The following is a 23,219-nucleotide window of genomic DNA, read 5'->3' as shown; positions in this document are numbered from 1 at the left end:
GGTGCCGAAGGCCATGGTGACATTGCCGAGCGACTTGCCCGACACGGTGAGACCCGTGAGCGTGATCTGGCCGACCACCGGCTGCATCTGACCATCCGGGCCAAACTTGAAGTCGGTGCCGACATTGACCCAGGCCGCCTGCCCGCCCGTGGCGGAAGGGTTGGTCTGGTAGAACAAGTTCCAGGTATCGGTGCCGCCCTGCGTCGCGGACTCCACCTTGGCCCAGCGGAATTGCAGGCTGACCGGCGCACCATTGCCGTCGTAAGCGGTGGTCGCACCGCCGGCGATCGACTGATCGAGGAAGGTCTGGCTGTCGCTGCCGATCACGACGCCGGTGCCCGACGTGCCACCGCCCGAACGCAGGCCGGTGATCGTGCCGGAGAAGCCCATGGCCTGGAATGCGGCGACGGCAGTCGTCGATGAGCCTGCGGCCAGCGTGAAGTCATTGGCCGTGCCGGAATTCAGCGTCACCACGCCGGTGGACGAGATCGAGGATCCCGTGCTCGTCCCGGTCAGCCCGTCGATCGTGCCGAGCAGGCTTCCCACCGTGGCGGTGCTCAGATCGACATAGGTCGTGCCCGTCACCGGGGTCGGCGTCGGTGTCACTGCCGGATCGTAGAACTGGATCGTATTGGTGGTCGTCACGCCATTATTGGTGGTCTTGAGCACCAGCGTGTCGTTATGCGCAAAGCCTGCGGTCAGCGTATCGGAACCAGCCGTGGTGACCAGGCCGGTGCTTGTCGAGATCGGCACGGGCGTGGTGGCGGCATTGTTACGTGCATTGCCGGCAATGGCCGTGTTGCCGAACGGCGTCGCTGCAGTACCAAGCGTTCGCGGATTGGACAGATAGTCTGCCGGCCGCAGCAATTCGGAGCCCGGGACAGCCGTCTGATGATCCGCCGTCAACGGATAGCTGGCAAGGTTGGCGCGGTAGTCGATCTTGGTTGTCGCCTGCGACGGCAGGAAGTCGTTCTGGAAGCGCAGCACTTCCGGCGTCGAGCCGGCCGGATTGCCCGTCGAAGGGTCGATCTTCACGCCCTGCAGATAGTAGCCGGCGCCGTTGACGAGATAGCCGTTCTTGTCGAGCGAGAAGTCGCCGCGGCGGGTGTATTTGTTGACGCCGTCAAAGATCGGCGTGGAGTCGGAGACATTGCCCGGCTTCTGGACCGCGAAGAAACCGTCGCCATTGATGGCCATGTAGGTCGCGACCGACGCGGACTGCACGGAGCCGCCCACCGTATTGGTGCTGCGCGATCCCGCATTCACGCTACCCGCGAGCTGCGCATTGCTGCCCGTATCGGGGATGAGATCGGTGAAGCTGGTATCGATCCGCTTGAAAGCGGTCGTTTGCGAGTTGGCGATGTTGCCGGAGATGTTTTCCAGCGCGTAGGAGTTCGCCCGCAGGCCCGCAACCGAGGTGGTGAGAGCGCCGAAGATACCCATTACATCGTCTCCAACTTCCGGGCGGCCTACCGGGGTGATGCCAAAAATGATGGCCGCTGCTGGAGGCGATGTCGCAAGGCCCGTGCCAAGCGGAATAAGTGAGACGAATCAGTGCACTAACGAAAATGCCCCGGTCCAGAGACCGGGGCACAATTGCCTAGCGGGGAAATATTTGCCGGATACGCGCCTGATTTTGCAGGGTGCCGCGTAGCTGTCTCGGTCGTTGCGATCGGATCTGCCGTGAGCGATTGGAGAGAGTGCCCGGCCTGCATGGTGCGAGACGCCCGCTTCGCGGGCTCCTCACCATGAGGGTCTTCTACAGCGCCACACCCACCCTCATCCTGAGGAGCCCGCAAAGCGGGCGTCTCGAAGGATGGCCGCGAGCGACGGAGCAGTGCCCTACGTCGCCGGCGGCGTGCCCGGCTTGAACACCAGGGCAAAGCCATCCATGCAGTAGCGCAGGCCGGTCGGCTTCGGACCATCGTCGAAGACATGGCCGAGATGGCCGCCGCAGCGGCGGCAATGGATCGAGGTGCGCGTCATGCCGTAGCTGGTGTCCTTGCGCTCGCCCACGCCGCCATCGAGCGGCTTCCAGAAGCTCGGCCAGCCCGTCCCGCTCTCGTACTTGGTCTCGGACGAGAACAGCGCATTGTCGCAGCCGGCGCAGGCAAAGGTGCCTTTGCGCTTCTCTTTCAGCAGCGGACTGGAATAAGGCCGCTCGGTACCTTCCTTGCGCAGGATCTCATATTGCTGTGGCGTCAGTTGCTTGCGCCACTCCTCATCGGTCTTCATCACCTCGAATTTCTCGTCGGAGGCAGCGCGCGCAGACGATCCGGTCAGCCATTTCAGCGACAGGAGGCCGGCAACACCGGCAGCAGTGGACAGAAGCAGGCGGCGGTCGATCATGATGGTCTCCCTCGGTCGGGCTATTGGTCCCGTTCACATGGAATTACGGATCGAACGGCGCGAGGTTACAGCGCCACGGGCAAAAACCGCTCACGAAATCGCGAGCGCCCCCGCATTCTCGTCATTACGAGGCGCGAAGCGACGCGGCAATCCAGAAGGCCACAATCTCGGCAGGAACTGGATTGCTTCGCCGCAAGGGCTCCGCGCAATGACGACGGCGGGATTCTTGGGATCACTTCAATTCCAGCCAGCTTAGGCGATCGGACCGCCGGTCCCTGCGCGGGCATTGGCCTCTGCGAGCCGGGCCTCGCGCAGCTCTTCCCGCAGCCCTGCCCGCTCGCGATAGCGCGCCAGCGTGCCTTCCAGCGCCGATACCTGCCGCTGCCAGACCCCGACCCCATGGCCGACAAAGCGGCCGATCTTGCCACCGGCCCAGACCAGCTCGAACGGCGCAAACAGTTTTGTGCGGTCATCGCGGGCGATCATGCCGCGGGCGATCATCTGCCCGGCCATGGCCGTGGTGTTCAGCCCCTGATGGCCAAAACCGCTGGCCACCCACAAGCCCGGCCGCATCTGCCCGATCTGCGGCATGCCATGCACGGTCTGCCCCATGGCGCCGCCGAAGGTTTCGGTGACGGCAACCTTGCCGAGTTTCGGAAACACCGTCCTGATCCGCCGCGCGATTTTTCGCGCGTAACGCTCGGGCTTCACCGCCCATGTCGTTTCCGGAAACGACCACATCAGGCGATCGCCCTCGACGATCCGAAAATGATCGACGCCGTCGCTGTCGCTCACCGAGCCCTGAAACGCGATCACCTCGGCCAGACGCTCGCCGAGCGGCTCGGTGATGCCCGCATAGCGCCACACCGGCAACAACGTGTCCGACAACCGCTGCGCGGGTGAGCCCAAATGCACATTGCCCGCCAGCACCACATGCTGAGCCCGCAACTGCGCCGACGGCGTGGTGATCCGCTTCATCACGCCGGCCGCATCCAGGCTCATCGCCGGTGTATCCTCGAAGATACGCACACCGGCCTGCTTCGCCAGCGTGGCCAGGCCCATCAGATATTTGCGGCCGTCGATCTGGAGCGCCTTCGGATAATGCACGCCGTGAAAGTAGCGCTGCGTCTTCAGCGCCTCGCGCACGCGCTCGATCTGCCAGCCCTCGGCGACCGTATCGAAATCCTCATTCAACATCTGCAGCCGCGCGATCAGTTTCTCGCCGACATCGACATTGGAGACTTCGAGCGCGCCTTCGCTGAGCGCGAGATCGGGGATCACATCCGCAGCCGCCCGTGCACGCACCGCCTCGGCGCCCTGCTTCGACAGCGCCCACATCTCGCGAGCATCCTCCAGCCCGACCCGTTCGATCAGGTCAGAGAGCGGGAGGCCGAAGCCCGGCATCACCGTGCCCATCTGGCTGCCGGATGCATTCCAGCCGACATGACGGCCTTCCAGCACCACCACACTGGCGCCCATCTTGGCGGCTTCCAGCGCGATCGAGAGCCCGGCCAGACCAGCACCGATGACGCAGACATCGGCATCCAAGGGATGTCCGAGCCGGATGCGGTCGGCATCGGCCACGTCGGGTCCAAATGTCACGCTTGCAGAAGCTGCGGTCATGCCGTTTCCTACGGCCAAGCGTGGCGCTTGTCACCTTGTCCTCACGGTCCGCGTCCATTAATCCGCAATTCACTGCCGTCCAACGAATCGAGATCCGAATGCGCCGTTTGATGCTGTTCCGTCATGCCAAGACCGAAACGGACGCGCCGAGCGGCAAGGACTTCGATCGCCGCCTCGACGACCGCGGCCGCACTGACGCGGCTCTGATGGGGGAATGGCTCAACAAGCACCCGCCGCTGCCCGACATGGTCTGCGTCTCCACCGCGATGCGCACCCGCCAGACCTGGGATCTCGCCTCCGCCGCGATGCGGTCCAACAAGCCGACCGTCGAGCACGTGGAAGAACTCTATGGCGCCGGCCTCGAGGAGCTGGTCGCCGTCATCCGCGATGCCGCGGTGCAGGATCCGCGCCGGCTGATGTTGATCGGCCACAATCCCGGCCTTCACGAAATGGCGCTCGGCCTGATCAAGGACGGCAGCGCGGGTGGCGACGCGGCCGGCCGCAAGGCGCTGGGCGACAACCTGCCCACCGGCAGCATCGCCATCATCGACTTCGCCGTCGACAGCTGGAACGATATCTCCTTCCGCTCGGGCGTGCTGGTGCAGTTCGTCAGCCCGAAGCTGCTGAAAGACAATGGTCAATAAGTCGCCTGCCGCGCGGCCGTGATCGTGCTACACTCCATCAGACAATGGAGGTGCACATGTACAAATCCATTCTGGTCCCGATCGATCTCGCCGAGATCGACCTCGCCAAGCCGGCCATTGCGCAGGCTTGCCTGTTCTCGAAAACATTCGGCGCCAAGGTGCGGCTGCTGAATGTGATGCCGATGACGCCGGTGATGCTGGCGGAATATGTGCCGGCCGACTTCGACACCCAGCAGCGCGACAGTTCGGAACAGGCATTGGCGGCCGTCGCCCATGACTGCGGCGCCGATGTCTCGAGCGTGGTGCGCCAGGGCGGCATCTATCACGAGATCCTCGAAGAGGCCGCGGCCATCAAGGCCGACCTCATCGTGATGACCTCGCACCGTCCTGCGATGCGCACCTACTTTCTCGGCTCCAATGCCGGGCATGTGGTGCGCTATGCGAAATGTTCGGTGCTGGTGGTGCGGCAGGCGCCGTCCGCTTAGGAGAGCAAATCCGTCGGCACGTCGCTGAACGTATAGCTGCGCGGCCGGTTGCGGCGGAGAAAATCCCAGCCCTGCCAGCCGAACAGCGCACTGAGCAGCACGATGAAAACCACACCGGCGAATTCGCCGGTGACCAGCGCGCGGATCAAGAGCGCCGCCATCGCGGCACCGACAAGCCCGAGTGCCGTCACCAGCACATTGAACGTCAGCGGCTTGATGCCGGCGCTCAATATCGCCGTGCTGCCGGCCGCCGCCAGCCGCTCATGCAGTGTCGCGATGAAAGCGGGATAGCCGAATTGCGGCTCCATCAGCGCCGCCGTCTGTTTCGATGTCGAGAACATCTTCAATCGCTTGCCCGCGCGATTCTGCAGATCCGCGCTGTACCGCTTCCGCTGCATCGCCATCGGCCGGTAGGACAGCCGCACCGACGCGACATCCGCATACGGCCACAGCCCCGACCGCCCGCCGATCTTCCAGACCAGCCCCTCATCGGTCAGTTCGAACCGATGCGCCGGCCCCATCAGCGATGCGCGGTAGAAATAGGTTTTCCCGTCGCTCGCCTCGCCCGGCCTGTTCAGCAGTGAACCCAACACGTTCTCGTCTCCTAAGGGGCCTTCTTGAGAGCGTCTTCATGTCGAGATGACGTGTCCTCTCGACGAACTCTCCCTCATCTGAGGAGCCGCGCATTCGCGCGGCGTCTCGAAGGATGGGCGATACGCGCCATGGTTCGAGGCGCGCGCCAAGGGGCGCGCTCCTCACCATGAGGACGGTGGTTGTCTCAATCCAAAAGAGCTTTAGCAAGGCCGCGGCTTGCGCGGGCGCCTCCCCGTCCCTTACAAGCTCTGCATGGCCACGACGACCATTTTCCCGCGCCGCCTGATTCTGGCGGGCGCGACGATCTCCGGGGTGATGCTGGCGCTTGCCGTGCACATGCTCGGCCAGCGGTTCGGCCTCGATCTCGGCGGTCTCTGGCGCAACGATCCCGCGAGTTTCATGCCGGCAGGCTCCGCCGTGGCCTGGTGGCTGATCGCCGCGATGGGTTTTGTGAGTGGCTACGTCGCCGCCAATCTCCTGGACAGCGCGGCATCCGGCCACATCCCCCGCCGCCTGCGCCACTTCCTGATTGCCATCGGCGTGCTGGTACTGGCCGGCGCCGGCCAGGCGGCGTCAGCCCCCAATGCGATCCCCACCGCCTCGGGCGTCATCGCCGGCCTGGTCGCCTTGGTGCTCGGCGGCATCATGGCCTTCTGCGGCGCCCATTTCGCGCTAAAGAAAGTCTAGCACCGCGGCCGTAGGATGGGTTGAGCAAAGGCGCGCCAGCGCCGGAGCGACAACCCATCAGCCAAACCCGCGGCAGGAAAAGATGATGGGTTGTCGCTCCGCTCAACCCATCCTACGCACCGCGCTACCCCGCCGCCCGCAAATTCACCTTGCCTTCCGCCAGCGACGTCAGCTTCGCGTCGGTCTGCTTCTCCTCGTCCAGTGTCTTCTGCAGCACGGCTGCGCAGTCGTTGCGGCCGAGCTGGCGCGCCCAGGCGATCAGGCTGCCGTAGCGCACGATCTCGTAGTGCTCCGCCGCCTGCGCTGCATTGATCAGCGCGGCATCGAGAACATGCTTGTCGGCGACTTCGCCCGCGGTCTCGTCGGCTTCCTTGATGATACCGTCGATGGCCGGACAGGTGACGGCCTTCACCTCGGCGCCATGCATCTTGAACACCTCTTCGAGGCGCTGGACATGCACCTCGGTCTGCTTCAGATGCTCCTCGAAACCCTGCTTCAACTTGGGCTCGGTGGCCTTCCCGGCCATTTTCGGCAGCGCCTTCAGCAGCTGCTTCTCGGCATAATAGATGTCCTGCAGCTGATGCACGAACAGGTCATCCATCGTCTTGATGTCGCGCGTAAACAGTCCCATGGCGATCTCCGGTATTTGGAATGAAGCCGCGCCGACCCATGCGCTGACAGCGCCTTGTGTCGTTTGGTCGCGTCTCATTCGGTTGCAGATACCACCGCCAACCCGCCACTTCGGGACATGTTCCTGCTACCGGACGTCCTCCCCATGGAACGCCGGGCTTTCCGGCCTATATCAATGCCATCGCACCGGCGCCGGATTTAGCCTGCAAGTTCAATCAGGTTGCAGCCGCGGCGGGAATGTGACGAGATCGCGTCCCGGCCATTAACGCTGCCGTTGTCAAGGGCTGCACAATGAAGCGTTTTTGCCGTAAGGGTTTGGCCGAGAGTGAGTGAACGTCGCGTATGAGTGAATTGGCTAACCACCCCATGCAAGGATCGGCTGTCCCTTTGTTCGCGCTCCGCCGGGAGGACGAATGTTTCGATTGCTGACCGCGCTCGGGCGCGGCTTCAAGCAGCATGTCGGCTGGAAACGGCTGGGTGTTGTCGCGAGCCTGATCGTCATTGCGCTCGCCATTTCGCATCTGGTGAACACGCTGAAGGGCCTCGACACTGCAAAGGTGTTCGCAGCCATGGCCGCCAAGTCGACCATGGAAATCACCATGGCGACACTGTGCGTGATCGGCGCCTTCTGTACCCTCACCTTCTACGATTTCTTCGCGCTGCGGACGATCGGCAAGAATCACGTCCCCTATCGCATCGCCGCGCTCTCGAGCTTCACCAGCTACACCATCGGCCATAATCTCGGCGCCACCGTCTTCACGGGCGGCGCGATCCGTTTCCGCATCTATTCGGATTACGGGCTGAACGCCATCGACGTCGCAAAGATCTGCTTCATCTCCGGCCTTACCTTCTGGCTCGGCAACTGCTTCGTGCTGGGTATCGGCATGGTCTGGCACCCGCAGGCGGCCTCCGCCATCGACCAGCTGCCGGACGCCATCAATCGTCTCATCGGCCTCGGCTGCCTCGCCGGCATCGCCGGCTACCTGGTCTGGATCTCCATCGGCAAGGAACGCCGCCAGCTCGGCCAGAACGGCTGGAAGGTCATGCTGCCCTCGGCACCACTGACCCTGTTGCAGATCGCCATCGGCGTGGTCGATCTCGGCTTCTGCGCGCTGGCCTTCTACCTGTTGATGCCCGAGACGCCCGCAATCGATTTCGTTTCCGTGGCGGTCGTGTTCATCCTCGCCACCCTGCTCGGCTTTGCCAGCCATGCGCCGGGCAGCCTCGGCGTGTTCGACGCCGCCATGCTGGTGGCGCTGCCGCAGTTCAAGCAGGAAGAGCTCGTCGCCACCGTGGTGATGTTCCGCATCCTGTATTTCATGATCCCCTTCGCGCTCTCGATCTGCATCATGGGCACCCGCGAACTGTGGCTCAGCGTCATCAAGCCCTGGCAGCATCGCAAGATGAACGGCGCCAGCGAGTGCCGCGAGGGCGAGCCTGCGCCGGCGATCGTGCATCAGCAGCCCATGAAGCGGCAGTCGCACGGGTAAGGCGGGCTTCGCTGCCTGCCATCCCCCGCGAAAGCGGGGGGATCCCGGTAAACGGCGGCTGCGCTGCTCGATCACCACCGTCTGTGTTTACTGGATCGCCCGGTCAAGCCGGGCGACGACAGGCGAGCGCGGTCCGCCCGCTGAAATCTTGCCGATCCCTATGAACCGACTCCGCGGAACGAGTTCCGCGTGCTACGCGTTTCTTACTTCCGCCCCATACGTGACGTTCATCCCCCCAATGGCCATCAATCTTTTCAGACGTTCATTCCTCGTCGCCGTCACGCTCGCCGGCATGGCGACTGCGCAGCATGCCGCCGCGCAGGCGCCTGTGGCCATTGCGCCCGCGCCAGCCAATAGCGGCGCGATCCAGATCTCCTGGGAGGTCCGCAACCGCTTCCGCCTGTTCAAGGAAGAACGCGACTTCCAGCTTCACGTCGATGCCATGCGCAATCGCAGCGTGCTCGCCTCCGAACAGGCCCTCGGCCTGCAGAGCGACGGCCGCGGCTGGGCCCGCAACACCGTCGGCCGCCTGTGCATCGATCTCGCCGGCAAGGTCAGCGAGCCCTGCGCGCGCGAAGGCACCCGCGAAAGCTATCTGACCCCGTCGGATCATCCGGTCACCGTCCGCCTCACCGGCGAGGTACCGGTCGGCGCCGTCTGCGCCTGGACGTTTGACGACGGCGAAGGCCCGCGGCAGTCCACCCTCGATTGCGCCGAGCCGATCAATTTTCGCGCTCTTTACGGCCGCCGCACCGTGGCCACCGTGGATGTCTCCAGCGGCGACGGGCCGATGCGCACCTCCACCGACATCGTGGTGCGCGACATCCTGATCGCCGGCCTCGGCGATTCCATCGCCTCCGGCGAGGGCAATCCGGACCGTCCGGTGGCGCTGTCGGATGACGGCTTCTGCTTCCGCTCCTATCTCGGCGGCCCCAGCGGCCAGTTCTACCGTCCGAGCCGCGCCGGCTTCAAAGGTGGCCGCTCCTGCGATTCCTACGAGTCGCTGCAGGCGTGGCAGCGTGCCGGTGCGCAGTGGCTCAACGCCGCCTGCCATCGCTCGCTCTACAGCTACCAGACCCGTGCCGCGATCGCGCTCGCCGTCCAGTATCCGCATATCGCCGTCACCTATCTGCCGCTCGCCTGCTCCGGCGCGACCATCCCCGATGGCCTGCTCGGCAGCCAGCGCGCCCGCGAATGCCTGACCACGAAGAATGCTTCCACCTGCGCCGGCAGCGTCAACGGCCAGGTCGCCGAACTGCGCGAAGCCATGGCCGCCGTGAAGAAGCGCGCGCCGAACCGCCGGCTCGATCTGGTGCTCTTGTCCATCGGCGCCAACGACATCAACTTCTCCGGCCTCGTCGCCGACGTCATCGTTGACAACGACACCGAGCGCGCGCTGTTCACACGCGCCGGGCTGCTCGGCTCGGTGGAAGATTCCCGCAACGCCCTGGTGCGCGATCTGCCCGCCGCCTTCGGCAAGCTGCGCGAGCAGCTGAAGCCGCTGGTCGGCGGCGACATGGGCCGGGTGGTGTTTGCGGCCTATGCCAATCCGGCACTGGTCAATGGTGGCGCCTGCCCCGGCGGTCCCGCCGGCTTCGACGTGCATCCGTCGTTCTCCGCCGATCCGCGCCGCCTCGCCAATGTCACAAGCTTCGTCGATCGCGAATTCCTGCCACGGCTGCGCTCGGTGGCCATGTGCGAGGGCGGCGTATTGTGTCGCAATCCGGAAGCCGATCGCATGACCTTCGTCGATGCACACCAGCAGGCTTTCGCCAATCACGGTTTTTGCGCGCGCGGCAGCAACGATCCCGAATTCGATCGTGCGTGCTTCTCGCCGAAGGGCGACAGCTTCAACACCAGCCTGGTGGAATCCGCGCAGCAGCCGATGGTGTGCGGCCGCGGCGCGAGCGAATTCCGCGCTTACGCGCCGCGCGCCCGCTGGATCCGCGACGCCAATGACAGCTATTTTGCCGCGATGACCTATCCGCAGGGCTATTCGGCAGCAATCCAGCCGGCAGATATCCACGACGCCACGTGGGGCGTTCTCTCCGCCGTCTATGGCGGCGCGATCCATCCGACCGGTGAAGGCCATGCGGCCATGGCCGATGCGGTGGTGCCGGCAGCCGCGAATGTGCTGAGGCTGGGTGCGGAAGCGGAGGTTTCGCAGGAGCCGCTGGCGCCGGTGCAGCAGTAGCGCCGGAACGTAGGATGGGTTGAACGAAGGCGCGAAGCGCGGGAGTGAAACCCGTCAGCCGCGCGCGCCACATCGACGGACCGATGGGTTTTCGGTGCAGGTTTTTTGTTGCGCTCACCCCGTCCTGCGGCACCTAAGCCGCAGAGCAATCAGATCGCTGAATCGATCGAGCGCAACGAAACCCATCGCACGAATATGGGCTCGCGCGGCATGCGATCGACCGCTGAGAAGTCACTCGATACAATTACGGCGCCCCACCGACGCTATAGCGAATGCGATCACCCGCCCACTGCTTCCTGTACCGCGCGCAGGCATCCAACAGGCCGCTCTGCGCAGATGATGGAGAGCCAGAAAGCTTGGCCTTTCGGTCATCGATCTTGTTTCTCAGATTTGTCAGCAACCGCCGTGTTTCAACGTAATTGTCGGGTAAAGTCCCAAAAGCACCTGCAAGTCGATCGAGATTTCCGACATTGTCACCCACCGCGTAATTCGCGACGACCGACACGACCGCCAGTAAATTCGCTCGACCATTATCGTCGATCTGCGGAAAATAAAGATGATCCATCGGCACACAGAGCGATGAGTTGTCGACGACATTGCCAAGGATGAGCGTCGCGTTGACGCGAAGCTCGGGGTCGCGCGAGCGCGCCGCGTAACTGAGAACAGAGATGACATCGAGATCATCGATGCTACGGAAATAGCTGATCGCACCTTCCTTGTTGTCATCGAGGATAACGCGAATGGCTTTCGTCGCCTTCAGCAGATCCTGTCGATCAGTTAAATCCTGGACACTTCTGATCGTCGGAGCGGCCTCCGCCACAACACGCAACAGGCATTGCAGCACACTTTGCCAGTCCTTCAGGTCATCACGCGGGATGGCATCGGCCAACAGGAATTTTCGTGCCCGCGTGCAATCGAACGAACCCGGGCTTTGTGCGGCGGCGATCGATGCGAACAACACGATCCCCGCAAGGATGGATAGCATGAAGCTCGCGAAATGCTTTCCCGTGGTCATCGCGGCACATATCCATTCGAAAGCGGTACGGCGGTATCGCTCAATCCAACCGGCGTTTGCAGACGATACCAAGGAAAGTCCAGACCGGACTCGGTCTCATATTTTCCGATGCGGATGCCAGACTCGAAAACGTTGCCTTCCTTGTCCATCTCGACCGTGTATTCCGCGTCGGTCGATTGAAGCAGTCCCGACAAAGCTTCGATCAGCCTGAGCTTGGCCCTGATTTCGAAGCGAACGGGTTGGTTCTTCGGAATATATGGCGCGTAGACTTCGATGTAGTCGCCACGCCTGACCGCAGGCACCGGGTTTCCGTTGATCCTCACATCCGGGATGTAGCGCCCGATATCGTCGGACTGATAGCTCTTTCCCTTGATGTAGAAGCGCACATATTTCTGTTCGATCTGAAACGCATTCTTGATGGCAGGCGAAAACGCAATGATGCCACCGGCCACGCAGAATGCGAGCACCCCTGCCCCTCCGGCGAGCGCGACTTTGTATTTGGCCACTTTCTCGGCGTTGTCGGTGGAATTGAACTCGCCAATTCCTTGCGTTCCGGTGCCGTAGAGCAAGATGCCGACGCCAACCACGACAAACACAAACGACATGGCCGAGTGTGTCTGCCCCATCGTCTGATAAGCGAATCCGAGAAAGATCGTGCCGACGATCATGAAGAAGATGCCGCTCGACACGAAACGCGTGAGGCGCCCCGGCTGGGTCGATGGCGGCGAAGCCGGCAAAGGTGCTGTATCGTCAGATGGCCCCGGCATCGAGCGCGCCCCTTCATGGCGTCGTGGATGCGCTTCGATCCGATCACCCGAGGTCAAGCGGATGTTTCCGCGGAAGCGCGCATCGCGGATGCAGCGCCATATGATACAGTTTAAGGTTGAGTGTCGATATAGCTACTTTCGATCGCACGAGCCAAAAAAACGGGCCAAGCGCCGTCGCGCCTGGCCCGTTTTTCAAGACTCGGACAGATCAGCGCTGCGGCGGCTGCTGCGCCGGCGTCGCGCTGGCCTTGCGCATCGGCTGCGGCTTTGCCGTGCCCGTGGTCGCAGGCTGCTTCGCCGCGACCGTCTGGTTCGGGAAATACTTTGCCGTCACGCTCGGATCGAGCGCGGCCAGTTCCGTATCGGGCAGGCGATACCAGGTCTCGTCCTTGCCGAGCAGCGCGATGCCCCAATAGCCACGCACCGTCAACGCGCGACCATCTGCACTGACGCTCATCTTGGCTTTGTAGACCTTGCCGTCGCGCGGATCGAGAATATTGCCATTCTCGTATTTCAGACCCTGCTGCTGCATGTTGCGGATGAAGGAAATGCCCAGCACCGGCTGACCCTTCCGGTCATCGACGCATTTGCTGCAGACCTCATCGCCCGGCTTGTCGTCGGCGCTGGGAAAGGTCTTGGCAATGGCGCCTTCATAGACGCCGCCGTGATTGACCATGAGAACCCAGACGACAGGCTTGCCGTCCTCGATCTTCTGCCAGAGACCGGCCGCCGAAGGCCCCGCCGGGGCCGCTGTCATGGGTTCGGCTGCAAAACTCGGCGAGGCGAGCAGCATGGCAGCGGTTGCCATCATGGCAAGCTGGCGGGATCGAAACTGGACCATCAATATCCCCTTCGCAGTTCGTCGTCCGGCAACTTCGCAGCTGCAACAGACTATCAATCTTGCGCGACGAAAGAGTGACCCCGCTTGATGGCTTTTGCAAGATTGCCGATCGCGCGTCGGTTTCCGTTCGTTGCCGCTGCCGCAATGTTGCCACAAGAAACGGTAGCCGGATGGCGCCGAAAGCGCTCCAGAACCTGGGGCAAACTTGCGGCGGTTGCGGCAATCCAGCGGCAGCGAGCAGCCTGATCGTCGGTGAGACAAAGCTAGTTCGCTTTGGTTAACGCCGCACTTCGATGACACGCACGTCCCCTTGCCTGCGCTGCGCAACTACGCTGTAACGATGGCAAGCCAGCTGGAGATATCTGACGTGAATGCCGCGACCCGCGCGCCTGCGCCGATCCTCGACGACTATCCGTTCCGCCTGACGGACAATGTGCGCTTCATGGATCTCGACCCCAACAACCACGTCAATAACGCGATCTATTCCAGCTATTTCGAGACCAGCCGGGTGATGCTCACCAAAGACTCGTCTTACGGGATTACGCCGGACGGTCTGAGCTGGGTGCTGGCGCGGCTCGACATTCATTTCCGTGCCGAACTGCACTGGCCGAATGTGATCGAGCTCGGCACCGGCATCGCCAGAGTCGGACGGACGTCGCTGACATTTGCGCAGGTGGTGTTTTCGCAAGGCAAGTGCATCGCATCAGCCGATGCAACGACGGTGATGATCGGCCTCGACAGCCGTCAGCCGACGGCGATCCCCCAAGAGGTGATCGAAAAAATGCAGCCCTGGATGATGCGCAACAGCAGGGCTGCGTAAAGGCTTTAAGCCTGGCGCTCCGGCGTGATCACGACGAGACCGTCGAGGGCGTCGGTGACCTTGATCTGGCACGAGAGGCGCGAGTTCGGCTTGATGTCGTAGCCGAAATCCAGCATGTCCTCTTCCATCGGGGTCGGTGCGCCGACGCGCTCCATCCAGGCATCGTCCACATAGACATGGCATGTGGCGCAGGCGCAGGCGCCGCCGCACTCGGCTTCGATGCCGGGGATCGAATTACGGATCGCTACTTCCATCACGGTGGAGCCGGCATCCGCATCAATGCTGCGGGTTTCGCCGGAATGATCGACAAAGTTGATTTTGGCCATGATGCTCGCGCTGCCGGGGAATTGGATACGGTTGTCCTATAACGAGTCGCTCCGCGCAGCGCCAGCGCTCCGCAGCAAAACCGTCATCCGGAAGTAAGGGGCCAGCCCGTTTTCTTTGGCTCAGGACCGCTTGAGAAGACCGTCGATTTCCTCCCGCGCTTCGAGCACGGCATCGGTCAGGGTCATCAGGGCTTCAGCATTGTCGCTGTTGTCGCGCAGGCAGTTTTCCAGCCACTCGGCCGCATCAATGATGCGAAAGGCGCCAACCGCCTCGGCGGAGCCCCGCAGCTTGTGGGCCAGCTGGTCCACATTGGGCGGCATTTTCACGATTTTTTCGATCAGTTCGCTCGCCTGGGCCGCGAACATGGCCAGCACCTCGCGCTCCAGGCTGGCATCACCCATGGTCATACGCTTGAGATGGTCGAAATCGAACGCCCCGTCATCGGGAACCAGCGGCGGTGACGGCATCCATTGAACCCGTTCGAAGTGAAGCGGCATTGATATTGGCCCAGAATTCCTGCCGACGGAGGTTCCAGCGGCGATTTTCAGGAGCCAAACACGGAATTGGTTAACGGAACGTTCTGTGCACGATCCGGCATTCCGCCGTCATTTTGACGAAAACTCGCCACGATTACCGGGCCATTCGCGATATTCGTGGCTTAACAGATAGTTACCGGGGGAAGCCGTTAACTATCATTAAGAATGTCTTAACCGGAAGCATTTCATTCGCGCGACCAAGCCAATAGGATGTTTGCGGGAAGTAGCGGACAAGCCAAGCGACGGGCAGTCCGCGATCGTGGGACGGGATGCTTGCATCGTGACGTGGGGTCATGGTGCGCGCAGGGAACACGACTCGCGCGGGAACTTCCGTAGTATTGCGTAACAGGGGACGCGTGGAACGAGCATGGCAAACAATACAAAGAAGGCCAAGGATCCGACCGAAGCTGCTCTCTCCGCCATCCAGGAGGCGCTCAACGTGGATGGGCGCGAGCCCAATCTACGCGCCGACAACGCTCCGGCGACCGGCCCGATGGACCTCGACGAGCCCCGCTTCGATTCCCGCATTTCTGCCGATCGTCCAGATTTCGAGGCCGCCGAGGAGCCCCGCTTCGGCCGCCGTGCCGCCAATGACGATCGCGAGACCATCGGCCAGATCCTGCAGGCACTGCAGAAGAACCGCCCTGCCCGCAACGTCTATACGCTCGCCACTTTGTTTGCCGGCGTGTGGGTGATCGCCGCCGCCTTCCTGGCATTTGCATTCCTGCCATCGCTGCAGGCCATGGCCGGCCAGGGCTCCGGCGGTACGCTGGCGCTTGTCGGCCTCGCCGCGGCGCTGGTCGCGCCGATCCTGCTGTTCTACTTCCTTGCTGCCCTCGCCTGGCGCGGCCAGGAAATGCGCATGATCGCCCAGTCGATGGCGCAGGTCGCGATCCGCTTTTCCGAGCCGGAAGGCTCATCCAGCGATGCCATGGTCACCGTCGGCCAGGCCATCCGCCGCGAAGTCGCTGCCATGGGCGACGGCATCGAACGCGCCATCGCGCGTGCCGGCGAGTTGGAATCCCTGGTTGCCAACGAAGTCTCTGCGCTCGAGCGCGCCTATTCCGACAACGAAGTGCGCATCCGCGCCCTGTTGCAAGACATCGCGCATCAGCGCGATAATCTGGTCGGCCAGGCCGAGCAGGTCCGCTCGGCGATTTCCGGCGTGCAGATCGATCTCCGTCACGACATCGCGCTGATCTCCGACGCTATCGCATCGCGCGTCGATGAAGTCGCCAAGAGCATCACCGGCGCCCTCGAAGAGCGCGGTGAACACATCACCAGCGCGCTCGGCCGCGCCGGCGACAACATGATCCTGGCCCTCGGCGAGCGCGGCGGCGACCTGCTCGACCGCCTGGAAGAAGCCTCGGGCGAGACCACCCGCGCCGTGCTGGAAGCCTCCGAGCGCCTCACCACCAGCCTCAACTTCAAGACCGGTCACGTCCACGACGAATTCGTCGATCTCGCCGATCGCGTCCACGAAATGCTCAACGAGCGTATCGATCGCATCACCAGCGATTTCGAAACCCGTTCGGCCACCATCGTCGATCGCGTCTCGGACCGCACCGAGCAGGTCCACGACACGCTGAAGAATTCCAGCGACAGCCTGCTGCTCGAACTCGAACTGCGCAGCAACGATCTCTCCAGCCGCATCGACGATGCCGGCAATCGCCTCGCCACGCAGGTTCTCACCTCCGGCGACAAGGCGAGCGAGTCGCTCGAAGCCACCGTCACGGCGCTGGCCGCCAAGGTCGCGAGCCAGACCGAGAGTGCGCATGACACGCTCAGCCTGCAGATGAATGCCTTCGAACAGCTGGTGAAAGACCAGGGCTATGAGCTCGCCGAGCGTTTCTCACGCGACAGCGGCAGCCTGGGCGCCATCATCACCAAGCACATCTCGGAGTTCGATCGCACGGTGAAAACCTTTGGCGGCGAAGTGGTCGAGCGTCTCGGCCAGCGCACCGAAGATATCAACAACACCCTCAAGACCTATGTGGACGGCTTCGACGCCCGCGTGACCTCGAATATCGGTGGCATCACCGATACGCTCGACGGCCGCCTGGCGCATTTCGAAACCACGTTCGAAAACCGCGTCAACTCGCTCGATAGCTCGCTCGACAGCCGCATGCAGTCGTTCGACCAGACGGTCGATCACCGCCTCAAGGGCCTGGAAGACACCTTCGACCAGCGCGCCCAGTCGGTCACCGCGATTGTCGAAGCACGCCTGCAGTCGTTGCAGTCGACCCTCACCGATGGTGCCGAGCGCGCGGTCGATACGGTGGATGCACGCCTGACCCATCTCACGAACTCGCTGACCGATGGAACGACCCGCGCCGTCGAGACTGTCGATGCGCGCCTCACCCACCTCACCACGTCGCTGACCGAGGGCACCACGCGCGCCGTCGCCACGATCGACACCCGCCTCACGCATCTGACCACCGCCCTCACCGACGGTGCGGTGCAGGCGATCCACTCCATCGACGACCGCCTGTCGTTCCTCACGACCTCGCTCACTGAGGGCACTGTGCAGGCGATCGGCGCCATCGATCACCGCATCGCCGGCGTGACCCAGGCGATCGACGATCGCAGCACCAACCTTGCCGACACCATCACTGCGCGCTTCCAGGGCATCCATCAGGGCGTCGAGAGCCGCGCCGGTGCCATCGCGACCGAAATCGAAACCCGCGTCGAGCAGTTCGAAGAGCTGCTGGGCTCGCGCATCGAGGCCGTTGCCGGCCGGATCGAAACCTCGGGCCGCACCGCCAGCGACCAGCTCATGGCACGCGCCGAAGAACTCTCGCTCGGCATCAAGACCAATGTCGACAATGCGGAGAACGCGCTCACCCATCTGATGATCAACACCAGCGAGACGATCCAGGCCGGCGCTCGCGCCGCACAGGAATCCCTCGTCTCGGTCTCGACCGATGTCGGCGCTCAGCTGCGCCTGACCGCCGCAGATATCGAGAACTCGCTGACCGCCATCGGCACCAATGCCGCCAGTGCCATCGTCAGCAGCGCGCGTGAAGCGCAGACGACGCTTATCACCGCATCGAGCGATGCGGCCGAGCACGTCAAGACATTGTCCGCCGATGTGGAGCGCACGCTGACCAGCGCCGGTTCGACAACTGCCGCCTCGATCGTGGCCGGCGCACGCGACGCCCAGACCACGCTCGTCTCGACCTCGACCGAAGTCACCACGCAGATGCAAACCTTGTCGGCGGATATGGAGCGCACGCTCACCACCGCCGGCACCGCGACCGCCGATGCCGTGCTGTCCGGCGCCCGCGCCGCGCAGTCCACGCTGGTCACCGCTTCGACCGATGCGACGCAGCAGGTCCGCTCGCTCGCCGCCGACGTCGAGCGCACGCTGGTTGCCGCCGGCAATGCCAGCGCGGAATCGATCCTCGCATCGACCCGCAACGTCCAGTCCTCGCTCATCGAAGCCTCGACCGAAGCCGCCAACCAGGTGCGCACGCTCGCGGCCGACGTGGAGCGCAGCATCACCACCGCCGGCGCCACCACGGCCAGCTCGATCGTCACCGGTGCCCGCGAAGCGCAGAACACCTTGGTCCTCGCCTCTTCGGAAGCGACGACCCACGTGCAGTCGCTCGCCGCCGACATGGAGCGCAGCATCACGGCTGCGTCGAGTGCCACCGCCGATGCGATCGTCAACCATGCCCGCGAGGCACAGTCGGCGCTGATCGCCGCGTCGAACGAAACCACCTCGACCGTCCGCAATCTCGCCATCGACGTGGAGCGCACGCTCACCGCCGTCGGCGCCGATGCAGCCGCCTCGATCCTGTCGAGCGCCCGCGAAGTGCAGACCTCGCTCACCACCTCGTCGGCTGACGCCGCCTCGCAGATCAAGGCGATCTCGACCGACATGGAGCGTTCGCTCTCCGCAGTCACCGCCAACACCACCGATAACATCAAGTCGACCGCCACCAGCGCGCAGCAGACGCTGATCGCCGCCTCGACCGAAGTCGTCACCCGCATCAAGACCACCTCGTCAGAGATCGAGCGCTCGGTGTTCACGGCCTCGGGCTCGTTCGGCACCACCATGAGCGCGAAGACCGACGAGATCGTCGGCTATGTGCAGCAGCAGACCGAGCGTCTGTCGCAGATGGTGGACGCGAAGCGCGGCTCGCTGGTCGATGCCCTCGGTGGTAAGGCCAACCAGCTCACCGTCGATATCGACCGCGTGACGGTGGATGCGCTGAAGGCGATCGAAAGCCGCAGCCAGACCTTCACCCAGACGCTGGCCGTCTCGAGCACCGATGTCGCCCGCGCCATCACCACGGCCGGCGAACTCGCGGCCGGCGCGGTCAACAAGTCGCTCAGGGATCTCGAAACCTCGTCGCGCTCGGCCATCGAGCAGTCGCGCCAGGTGTCGATCACCGCGGTCACCGAAATGCAGGAGACCAGCAAGATCCTGCGCACCGATACGGTGGCGCTGTTCGAGCGGCTGCGTGAGGGCAACATCCTGCTGCAGGAAGTGCTCACCGGCGCCCACGACAACCTCAACTCGCTGGAGCGTGCGCTAGTCACCCGCGTAGCCGACTTCGTCGCCACCATGAACGACGTGACCTCGCGCAACGGCGTGGCGACGCAGACGCTCGAAGAGCAGCTCACCGTCTTCACCGCCAAGTCGGAGAAGGCACTGGGCGATCTCGGCGAACTCTCGACCCAGTTCGAGGCCCATGGCCATGCGCTGGTAGATGCTGCAGCCCTGGTGGAACAGAGCAACCGCTCGACCCTCACCTCGGTCGGCGACAAGAAGCTGGCGCTGGAATCGCTGGTCACCACCATCGACAGCCGCACCAACGATCTCGATGCGCGCCTCAGCCGCTTCACCACCCTGCTCGACGAGTCGCTGGCGGCTGCAGAAGAGCGCGCACGTGACATCGCCCGGGTGGTTGCCGAGACCGCCGGTGCCGGATCGTCGGCGATCAGCAAGCAATTCGAAGCCGTGCGCAGTGCGGCGGAAGAAGAGCGCCGTGCCACCACGGATGCGATGTCCCAGATCTATCAGCAGGGCACCCGCGAAGCGGAGTCCATGTTCAAGGCCTCGGCGGACAAGTTCGCCTCCATGGTCGTGAGCATGAAGGCCATGGCTGCCGAGATGCAGAACGAGCTGGAAAGCACCCGCACGGAACTGCGCCGCGGCGTGTTCGAGATGCCCCAGGAGGCCGCCGAGAGCACGGCGCAGATGCGCAAGGTGATCGTCGATCAGATCGAGGCGCTCGCCGAGCTCAACCGCATCGTCGCCCGCCACGGCCGCGGCATGGACGTGGTTTCGACCGCCACCCGCAGCGCACCGCAGCCGCGTGAACGCGAGCCGGAGCCCGTGATGGCCACCGTCGGTTCTAGCCGTGCGGAAGCCCGGAGCGAGCCGCGTGAAGCTCCGCGCGCCGAAGCACCGCGTGCAGAGGCGCCGCGTCGCTCCTCGCCGATCGGGACCGCGTCGAGCCTGCCGACCGCAGACTTCGGCAGCCCGTCGCGCCGCACCGAAGCGCCGCCAGTGGCCCCGGCCACCGAGAGCCGCGGCGACGGCTGGCTGAGCGATCTGCTCGGCCGCGCCGAGGACGAGGAAGAAGCGCCCCGCGCTCGCGCACCGCAGCCGGCAGCCCCCAGCAATCCACTGGAATCGCTGTCGCTCGACATCAGCCGCCTGATGGATCGCAATCTCGCGGCCGAGATGTGGGACCGCTACCAGCGCGGCGAGCGCAAGGCCTTCAGCAAGCGCCTCTATACGCCGGCCGGCCAGAAGGCCTTCGATGAAGTGGCCCGCAAGTATCGCGCCGACCGCGCCTTCAAGGGCACGGTGGATCGCTACATCACCGAATTCGAGCGCCTGCTCGACGAGGTGGCCCGCGACGAGCGCGGTCCGGCGGCGCTGCGTTCGCACCTGACCTCGGAAACGGGTCTGGTCTACACGCTGCTGGCGCATGCAGCGGGGCGGCTGGGGTAAAGCTTTGTAGGATGGGTTGAGCGCAGGCGCGAAGCGCCGAAGCGACAACCCATCAGCGGAGCTTGCCGCAACCACGTAATGATGGGTTTTCGCTTCGCTCAACCCATCCTACGGATCTGCGTTTGAACGCAAAAAGCGGAGGCAGCGACGCCTCCGCTTTTTGTTTGGGTTCAATTGCTCACCTGCGACTGCCCTGTCGTCGCCCGGCTTGACCGGGCGATCCAGTAAACACCGGCCTTTGTTACAAAGCGCTTTGCTCGTATGTACTGGATCACCCGCTTTCGCGGGTGATGACAGGCGGAACTGCGAGGCGGCGCTACTGCGCGAACCCGATCCGCTGCGTAAAGCTCCGCGTCTCGCCCATCGCAATCTGCATCACGCCGGGCTTGTCGCTAAACTCGCCATCGAAATCCACCGGGCTGGCATAGCCGTGCCATGGCTCGATGCAGAGAAACGCTGCGCCCGATGGCTTCGACCAGATGCCAAGCTGCGGGAAGCCTTCCCATGCGAAGGTGATCGTCGGTGCGCCCGGCGCCTGATAGCGCAGGGAGTGGCTGGCGATCTGATCGAAGATCATCGCGTCCTTGGCGAACAGCGCTTCCGATAGCGCGAGTGTATTGCCCTGCACTGCCGTGGCTTCCGGCTCAGGCAGCAACAACCCGCCATCGAGACGACGGATCGGCGCGGGCTCAGGCTTCTCGAAGACGATGCTGTGCGCTTCCTTGGCGACACCGCCGGCCAGCGGCCAATGAAACGCCGGATGTGCGCCGATCGAGGCCGGCAGCGTCTCGTCGCCCGTATTGGTGATGGCATAGCCGATCACCAGCTCGTCGCCCTCGACCGCGTAGGACACATCAAGCCGGAATGCGAACGGGTATTTTGCCCTGCTCTCTGCACTATCGCTCAATGACAACACGCACAGCGTCTTCTCCCGCGCGGTCCAGGCAAAGCGCTGGTCGCGGGCAAAGCCATGCTGGGTCATGGGATAGGTCTGGCCGCGATGCCTCAGCACATCGCCTTTCAGCCGCCCGACGATGGGAAACAGGATCGGCGCATGGCGCGGCCATTCCGGGCCGGCCTGCCACAGCACCTCCTGCCCGTCGGCATTCTTCAGCGAATTCAGCTCGGCGCCATCGGCCTTGATGGTGGCCATCACGCGGCCATTGCTGATGGTGAAATGATCGTCGGCGGCCATGAGCGCTCCTGCGTAGGATGGGTTGAGCGGAGCGAAAACCCATCGGCTGGACGATCTGGCAAACTCCGCCGATGGGTTATCGCTCCGGCGCTGACGCGCCTTTGCTCAACCCATCCTACAAGAGTCCCGTGTCAGCGTCTCCGCAATTGCTGCGGCGGCGCTTGTTGCGGCTGCGGAGGCGGCGCCTGTTGTTGTGAGCTGGTGCTCGGGCCGAACAGCAGGCGCGTCGGGTTACGATCGAGATTGTTCACCGCCCGGCTGACATCGTTCAGCGTGCGCGAGGCATCGCCGAGGGCGCGGCGGCCATCAATGATCAGCTGCCCCGTGCGCTTGTCGAGATTGTCTGTCAGCTCATGGAACGACTTCACCGCCGCCGTCAGCGCGCCGCCATCCTTGCCACCCGCCAGCGTGTCCAATCCGAGCATGATATTGTCGGTCTTGGCGACGACGCCATCGGCCTTGCCCATGATGCTGTCGATCTTCTTCATGATGCCGTCGATGGACTCGGCGTTGCGGGCGAGCACGCCGGTGAAGGTTTCGACATTGCTGAGCGCGCCCTTGAGCGCCTCCTGATTGTCGGTGACCAGGCGGTTGACGTTCTGCAACGTGGCACGCACGGCCTCGCCGATATCCTTGGTCGCCTCGGGATCGGCAGTGAGCACCGGCACGCCGTCGGTATCGACAGGCACTTCCGGCGCATCCGGCGCGCCGCCCTTCAGCGCGATCGCGGCCACACCGGTCAGGCCCTGGAATTCGAGGCCCGCCAGCGTGTCCTTGCGGATCGGCGCCACGGTATCGATCATCGCCAGCGCCACCACGCGCTTGGGATTATCGAGCTTCACCGAGACGATCTCGCCGACGCGGATGCCGTTGAAATTGACATTGCCGCCATTGCGCAGGCCCGAGGCCGAGCCTTCGAACACGACCCGCAGCGGCGTGCGCTGCTTGCCCGAATGCAGGTTTTGAAACCACATCACGAAGCCGATCGCCGCAGCGATCACCGCCAGCGTGAAGCTTCCGATCAGGACGTAATTCGCCCGCGTTTCCATCA

19 protein-coding genes are annotated in these 23,219 nt (G+C 63.8%); 7 read left to right on the top strand and 12 right to left on the bottom strand.

Features of this window, described 5'->3' with window-relative positions; all coding sequences use genetic code 11:
- The 3 genes from ACIQ2A_RS13095 to ACIQ2A_RS13085 form a co-directional block, all read right to left on the bottom strand.
- Positions 1 to 1,443 (bottom strand): flagellar hook-basal body complex protein (locus ACIQ2A_RS13095; protein WP_398479716.1); only part of this gene is annotated, 1,443 nt, incomplete at its 3' end.
- A 399-nt stretch (positions 1,444 to 1,842) separates the two neighbouring features.
- Positions 1,843 to 2,349 carry a peptide-methionine (R)-S-oxide reductase MsrB gene (gene msrB, locus ACIQ2A_RS13090; RefSeq protein ID WP_398479714.1) on the bottom strand — a complete coding sequence of 169 codons (507 nt, stop codon included), beginning with the start codon at positions 2,347 to 2,349 and terminating at the stop codon, positions 1,843 to 1,845.
- Between the two features lie 252 nt (positions 2,350 to 2,601).
- Positions 2,602 to 3,972, bottom strand: a complete 1,371-nt coding sequence (locus ACIQ2A_RS13085) for an NAD(P)/FAD-dependent oxidoreductase (protein WP_398479712.1) — start codon at positions 3,970 to 3,972, stop codon at positions 2,602 to 2,604.
- Positions 3,973 to 4,070: 98 nt separating this feature from the next.
- Here ACIQ2A_RS13085 and ACIQ2A_RS13080 point away from each other — a divergent pair, with 98 nt between their 5' ends.
- Together ACIQ2A_RS13080 and ACIQ2A_RS13075 are read left to right on the top strand one after the other, a co-directional pair.
- Positions 4,071 to 4,616 carry a SixA phosphatase family protein gene (locus ACIQ2A_RS13080; protein WP_398479710.1) on the top strand — a complete coding sequence of 182 codons (546 nt, stop codon included), beginning with the start codon at positions 4,071 to 4,073 and terminating at the stop codon, positions 4,614 to 4,616.
- Between the two features lie 56 nt (positions 4,617 to 4,672).
- Entirely contained in the window at positions 4,673 to 5,101 is a 429-nt protein-coding gene (locus ACIQ2A_RS13075; RefSeq protein WP_398479708.1) for a universal stress protein, read from the top strand.
- Here ACIQ2A_RS13075 and ACIQ2A_RS13070 read toward each other — a convergent pair.
- Positions 5,098 to 5,694: a hypothetical protein gene (locus ACIQ2A_RS13070; protein WP_398479706.1), complete on the bottom strand. Its 597-nt coding sequence runs from the start codon at positions 5,692 to 5,694 to the stop codon at positions 5,098 to 5,100. The two genes, ACIQ2A_RS13075 and ACIQ2A_RS13070, sit on opposite strands and share 4 nt — an antisense overlap.
- A 253-nt stretch (positions 5,695 to 5,947) precedes the next feature.
- Here ACIQ2A_RS13070 and ACIQ2A_RS13065 point away from each other — a divergent pair, with 253 nt between their 5' ends.
- On the top strand, positions 5,948 to 6,382 hold the full coding sequence (locus ACIQ2A_RS13065) for a hypothetical protein (RefSeq protein ID WP_398479704.1): 435 nt from the start codon (positions 5,948 to 5,950) through the stop codon (positions 6,380 to 6,382).
- 124 nt (positions 6,383 to 6,506) lie between these two features.
- Here ACIQ2A_RS13065 and ACIQ2A_RS13060 read toward each other — a convergent pair whose 3' ends face one another.
- The gene (locus ACIQ2A_RS13060; protein ID WP_398479702.1) at positions 6,507 to 7,013 is read right to left on the bottom strand and encodes a ferritin-like domain-containing protein; all 507 of its coding nucleotides are present in this window, start codon (positions 7,011 to 7,013) and stop codon (positions 6,507 to 6,509) included.
- A gap of 412 nt (positions 7,014 to 7,425) precedes the next feature.
- Between ACIQ2A_RS13060 and ACIQ2A_RS13055 the strand changes: the two genes are divergently transcribed.
- Positions 7,426 to 8,502 (top strand): YbhN family protein, encoded by a 1,077-nt coding sequence (locus tag ACIQ2A_RS13055; protein ID WP_398479700.1) that lies wholly within the window; start codon positions 7,426 to 7,428, stop codon positions 8,500 to 8,502.
- Positions 8,503 to 8,740: 238 nt separating this feature from the next.
- Positions 8,741 to 10,696: a hypothetical protein gene (locus ACIQ2A_RS13050; protein ID WP_398479698.1), complete on the top strand. Its 1,956-nt coding sequence runs from the start codon at positions 8,741 to 8,743 to the stop codon at positions 10,694 to 10,696.
- 244 nt (positions 10,697 to 10,940) lie between these two features.
- On the opposite strand, the gene ACIQ2A_RS13045 is transcribed toward ACIQ2A_RS13050, so the two are convergent.
- From ACIQ2A_RS13045 to ACIQ2A_RS13035, 3 genes are all read right to left on the bottom strand, one after another.
- On the bottom strand, positions 10,941 to 11,711 hold the full coding sequence (locus ACIQ2A_RS13045) for a hypothetical protein (protein ID WP_398479696.1): 771 nt from the start codon (positions 11,709 to 11,711) through the stop codon (positions 10,941 to 10,943).
- Positions 11,708 to 12,535 carry a hypothetical protein gene (locus ACIQ2A_RS13040; protein ID WP_398479694.1) on the bottom strand — a complete coding sequence of 276 codons (828 nt, stop codon included), beginning with the start codon at positions 12,533 to 12,535 and terminating at the stop codon, positions 11,708 to 11,710. The genes ACIQ2A_RS13045 and ACIQ2A_RS13040 overlap by 4 nt, the downstream gene beginning before the upstream one ends.
- A 151-nt stretch (positions 12,536 to 12,686) precedes the next feature.
- On the bottom strand, positions 12,687 to 13,319 hold the full coding sequence (locus ACIQ2A_RS13035) for a DUF2147 domain-containing protein (protein WP_398479692.1): 633 nt from the start codon (positions 13,317 to 13,319) through the stop codon (positions 12,687 to 12,689).
- Positions 13,320 to 13,686: 367 nt separating this feature from the next.
- On the opposite strand from ACIQ2A_RS13035, the gene ACIQ2A_RS13030 reads away from it, so the two are divergent.
- Positions 13,687 to 14,139 (top strand): acyl-CoA thioesterase, encoded by a 453-nt coding sequence (locus ACIQ2A_RS13030; protein WP_398479690.1) that lies wholly within the window; start codon positions 13,687 to 13,689, stop codon positions 14,137 to 14,139.
- Positions 14,140 to 14,144: 5 nt separating this feature from the next.
- On the opposite strand, the gene ACIQ2A_RS13025 is transcribed toward ACIQ2A_RS13030, so the two are convergent.
- Together ACIQ2A_RS13025 and ACIQ2A_RS13020 are read right to left on the bottom strand one after the other, a co-directional pair.
- A complete protein-coding gene (locus ACIQ2A_RS13025; RefSeq protein ID WP_398479688.1) occupies positions 14,145 to 14,465 on the bottom strand; it encodes a 2Fe-2S iron-sulfur cluster-binding protein in 321 nt (106 codons plus the stop codon).
- Between the two features lie 120 nt (positions 14,466 to 14,585).
- Positions 14,586 to 14,963, bottom strand: coding sequence for an Hpt domain-containing protein (locus ACIQ2A_RS13020; RefSeq protein ID WP_398479686.1), 378 nt, complete (start codon positions 14,961 to 14,963; stop codon positions 14,586 to 14,588).
- A gap of 406 nt (positions 14,964 to 15,369) precedes the next feature.
- Here ACIQ2A_RS13020 and ACIQ2A_RS13015 point away from each other — a divergent pair, with 406 nt between their 5' ends.
- Complete coding sequence (locus tag ACIQ2A_RS13015) at positions 15,370 to 20,973, top strand: negative regulator of septation ring formation (protein ID WP_398479683.1); 5,604 nt, start codon at positions 15,370 to 15,372, stop codon at positions 20,971 to 20,973.
- A 316-nt stretch (positions 20,974 to 21,289) separates the two neighbouring features.
- Here ACIQ2A_RS13015 and ACIQ2A_RS13010 read toward each other — a convergent pair whose 3' ends face one another.
- Positions 21,290 to 22,168 carry an aldose 1-epimerase family protein gene (locus tag ACIQ2A_RS13010; protein ID WP_398479681.1) on the bottom strand — a complete coding sequence of 293 codons (879 nt, stop codon included), beginning with the start codon at positions 22,166 to 22,168 and terminating at the stop codon, positions 21,290 to 21,292.
- 131 nt (positions 22,169 to 22,299) lie between these two features.
- Positions 22,300 to 23,217 carry an MlaD family protein gene (locus ACIQ2A_RS13005; RefSeq protein ID WP_398479679.1) on the bottom strand — a complete coding sequence of 306 codons (918 nt, stop codon included), beginning with the start codon at positions 23,215 to 23,217 and terminating at the stop codon, positions 22,300 to 22,302.
- Between the last annotated feature and the right edge of the window lie 2 nt (positions 23,218 to 23,219).

Source organism: Tardiphaga sp. (genome assembly GCF_044336785.1).
Taxonomy (GTDB): domain Bacteria; phylum Pseudomonadota; class Alphaproteobacteria; order Rhizobiales; family Xanthobacteraceae; genus Tardiphaga.
Note: the sequence above shows the minus strand (reverse complement) of the source record. Positions and strands in the feature narration are given on the sequence as shown.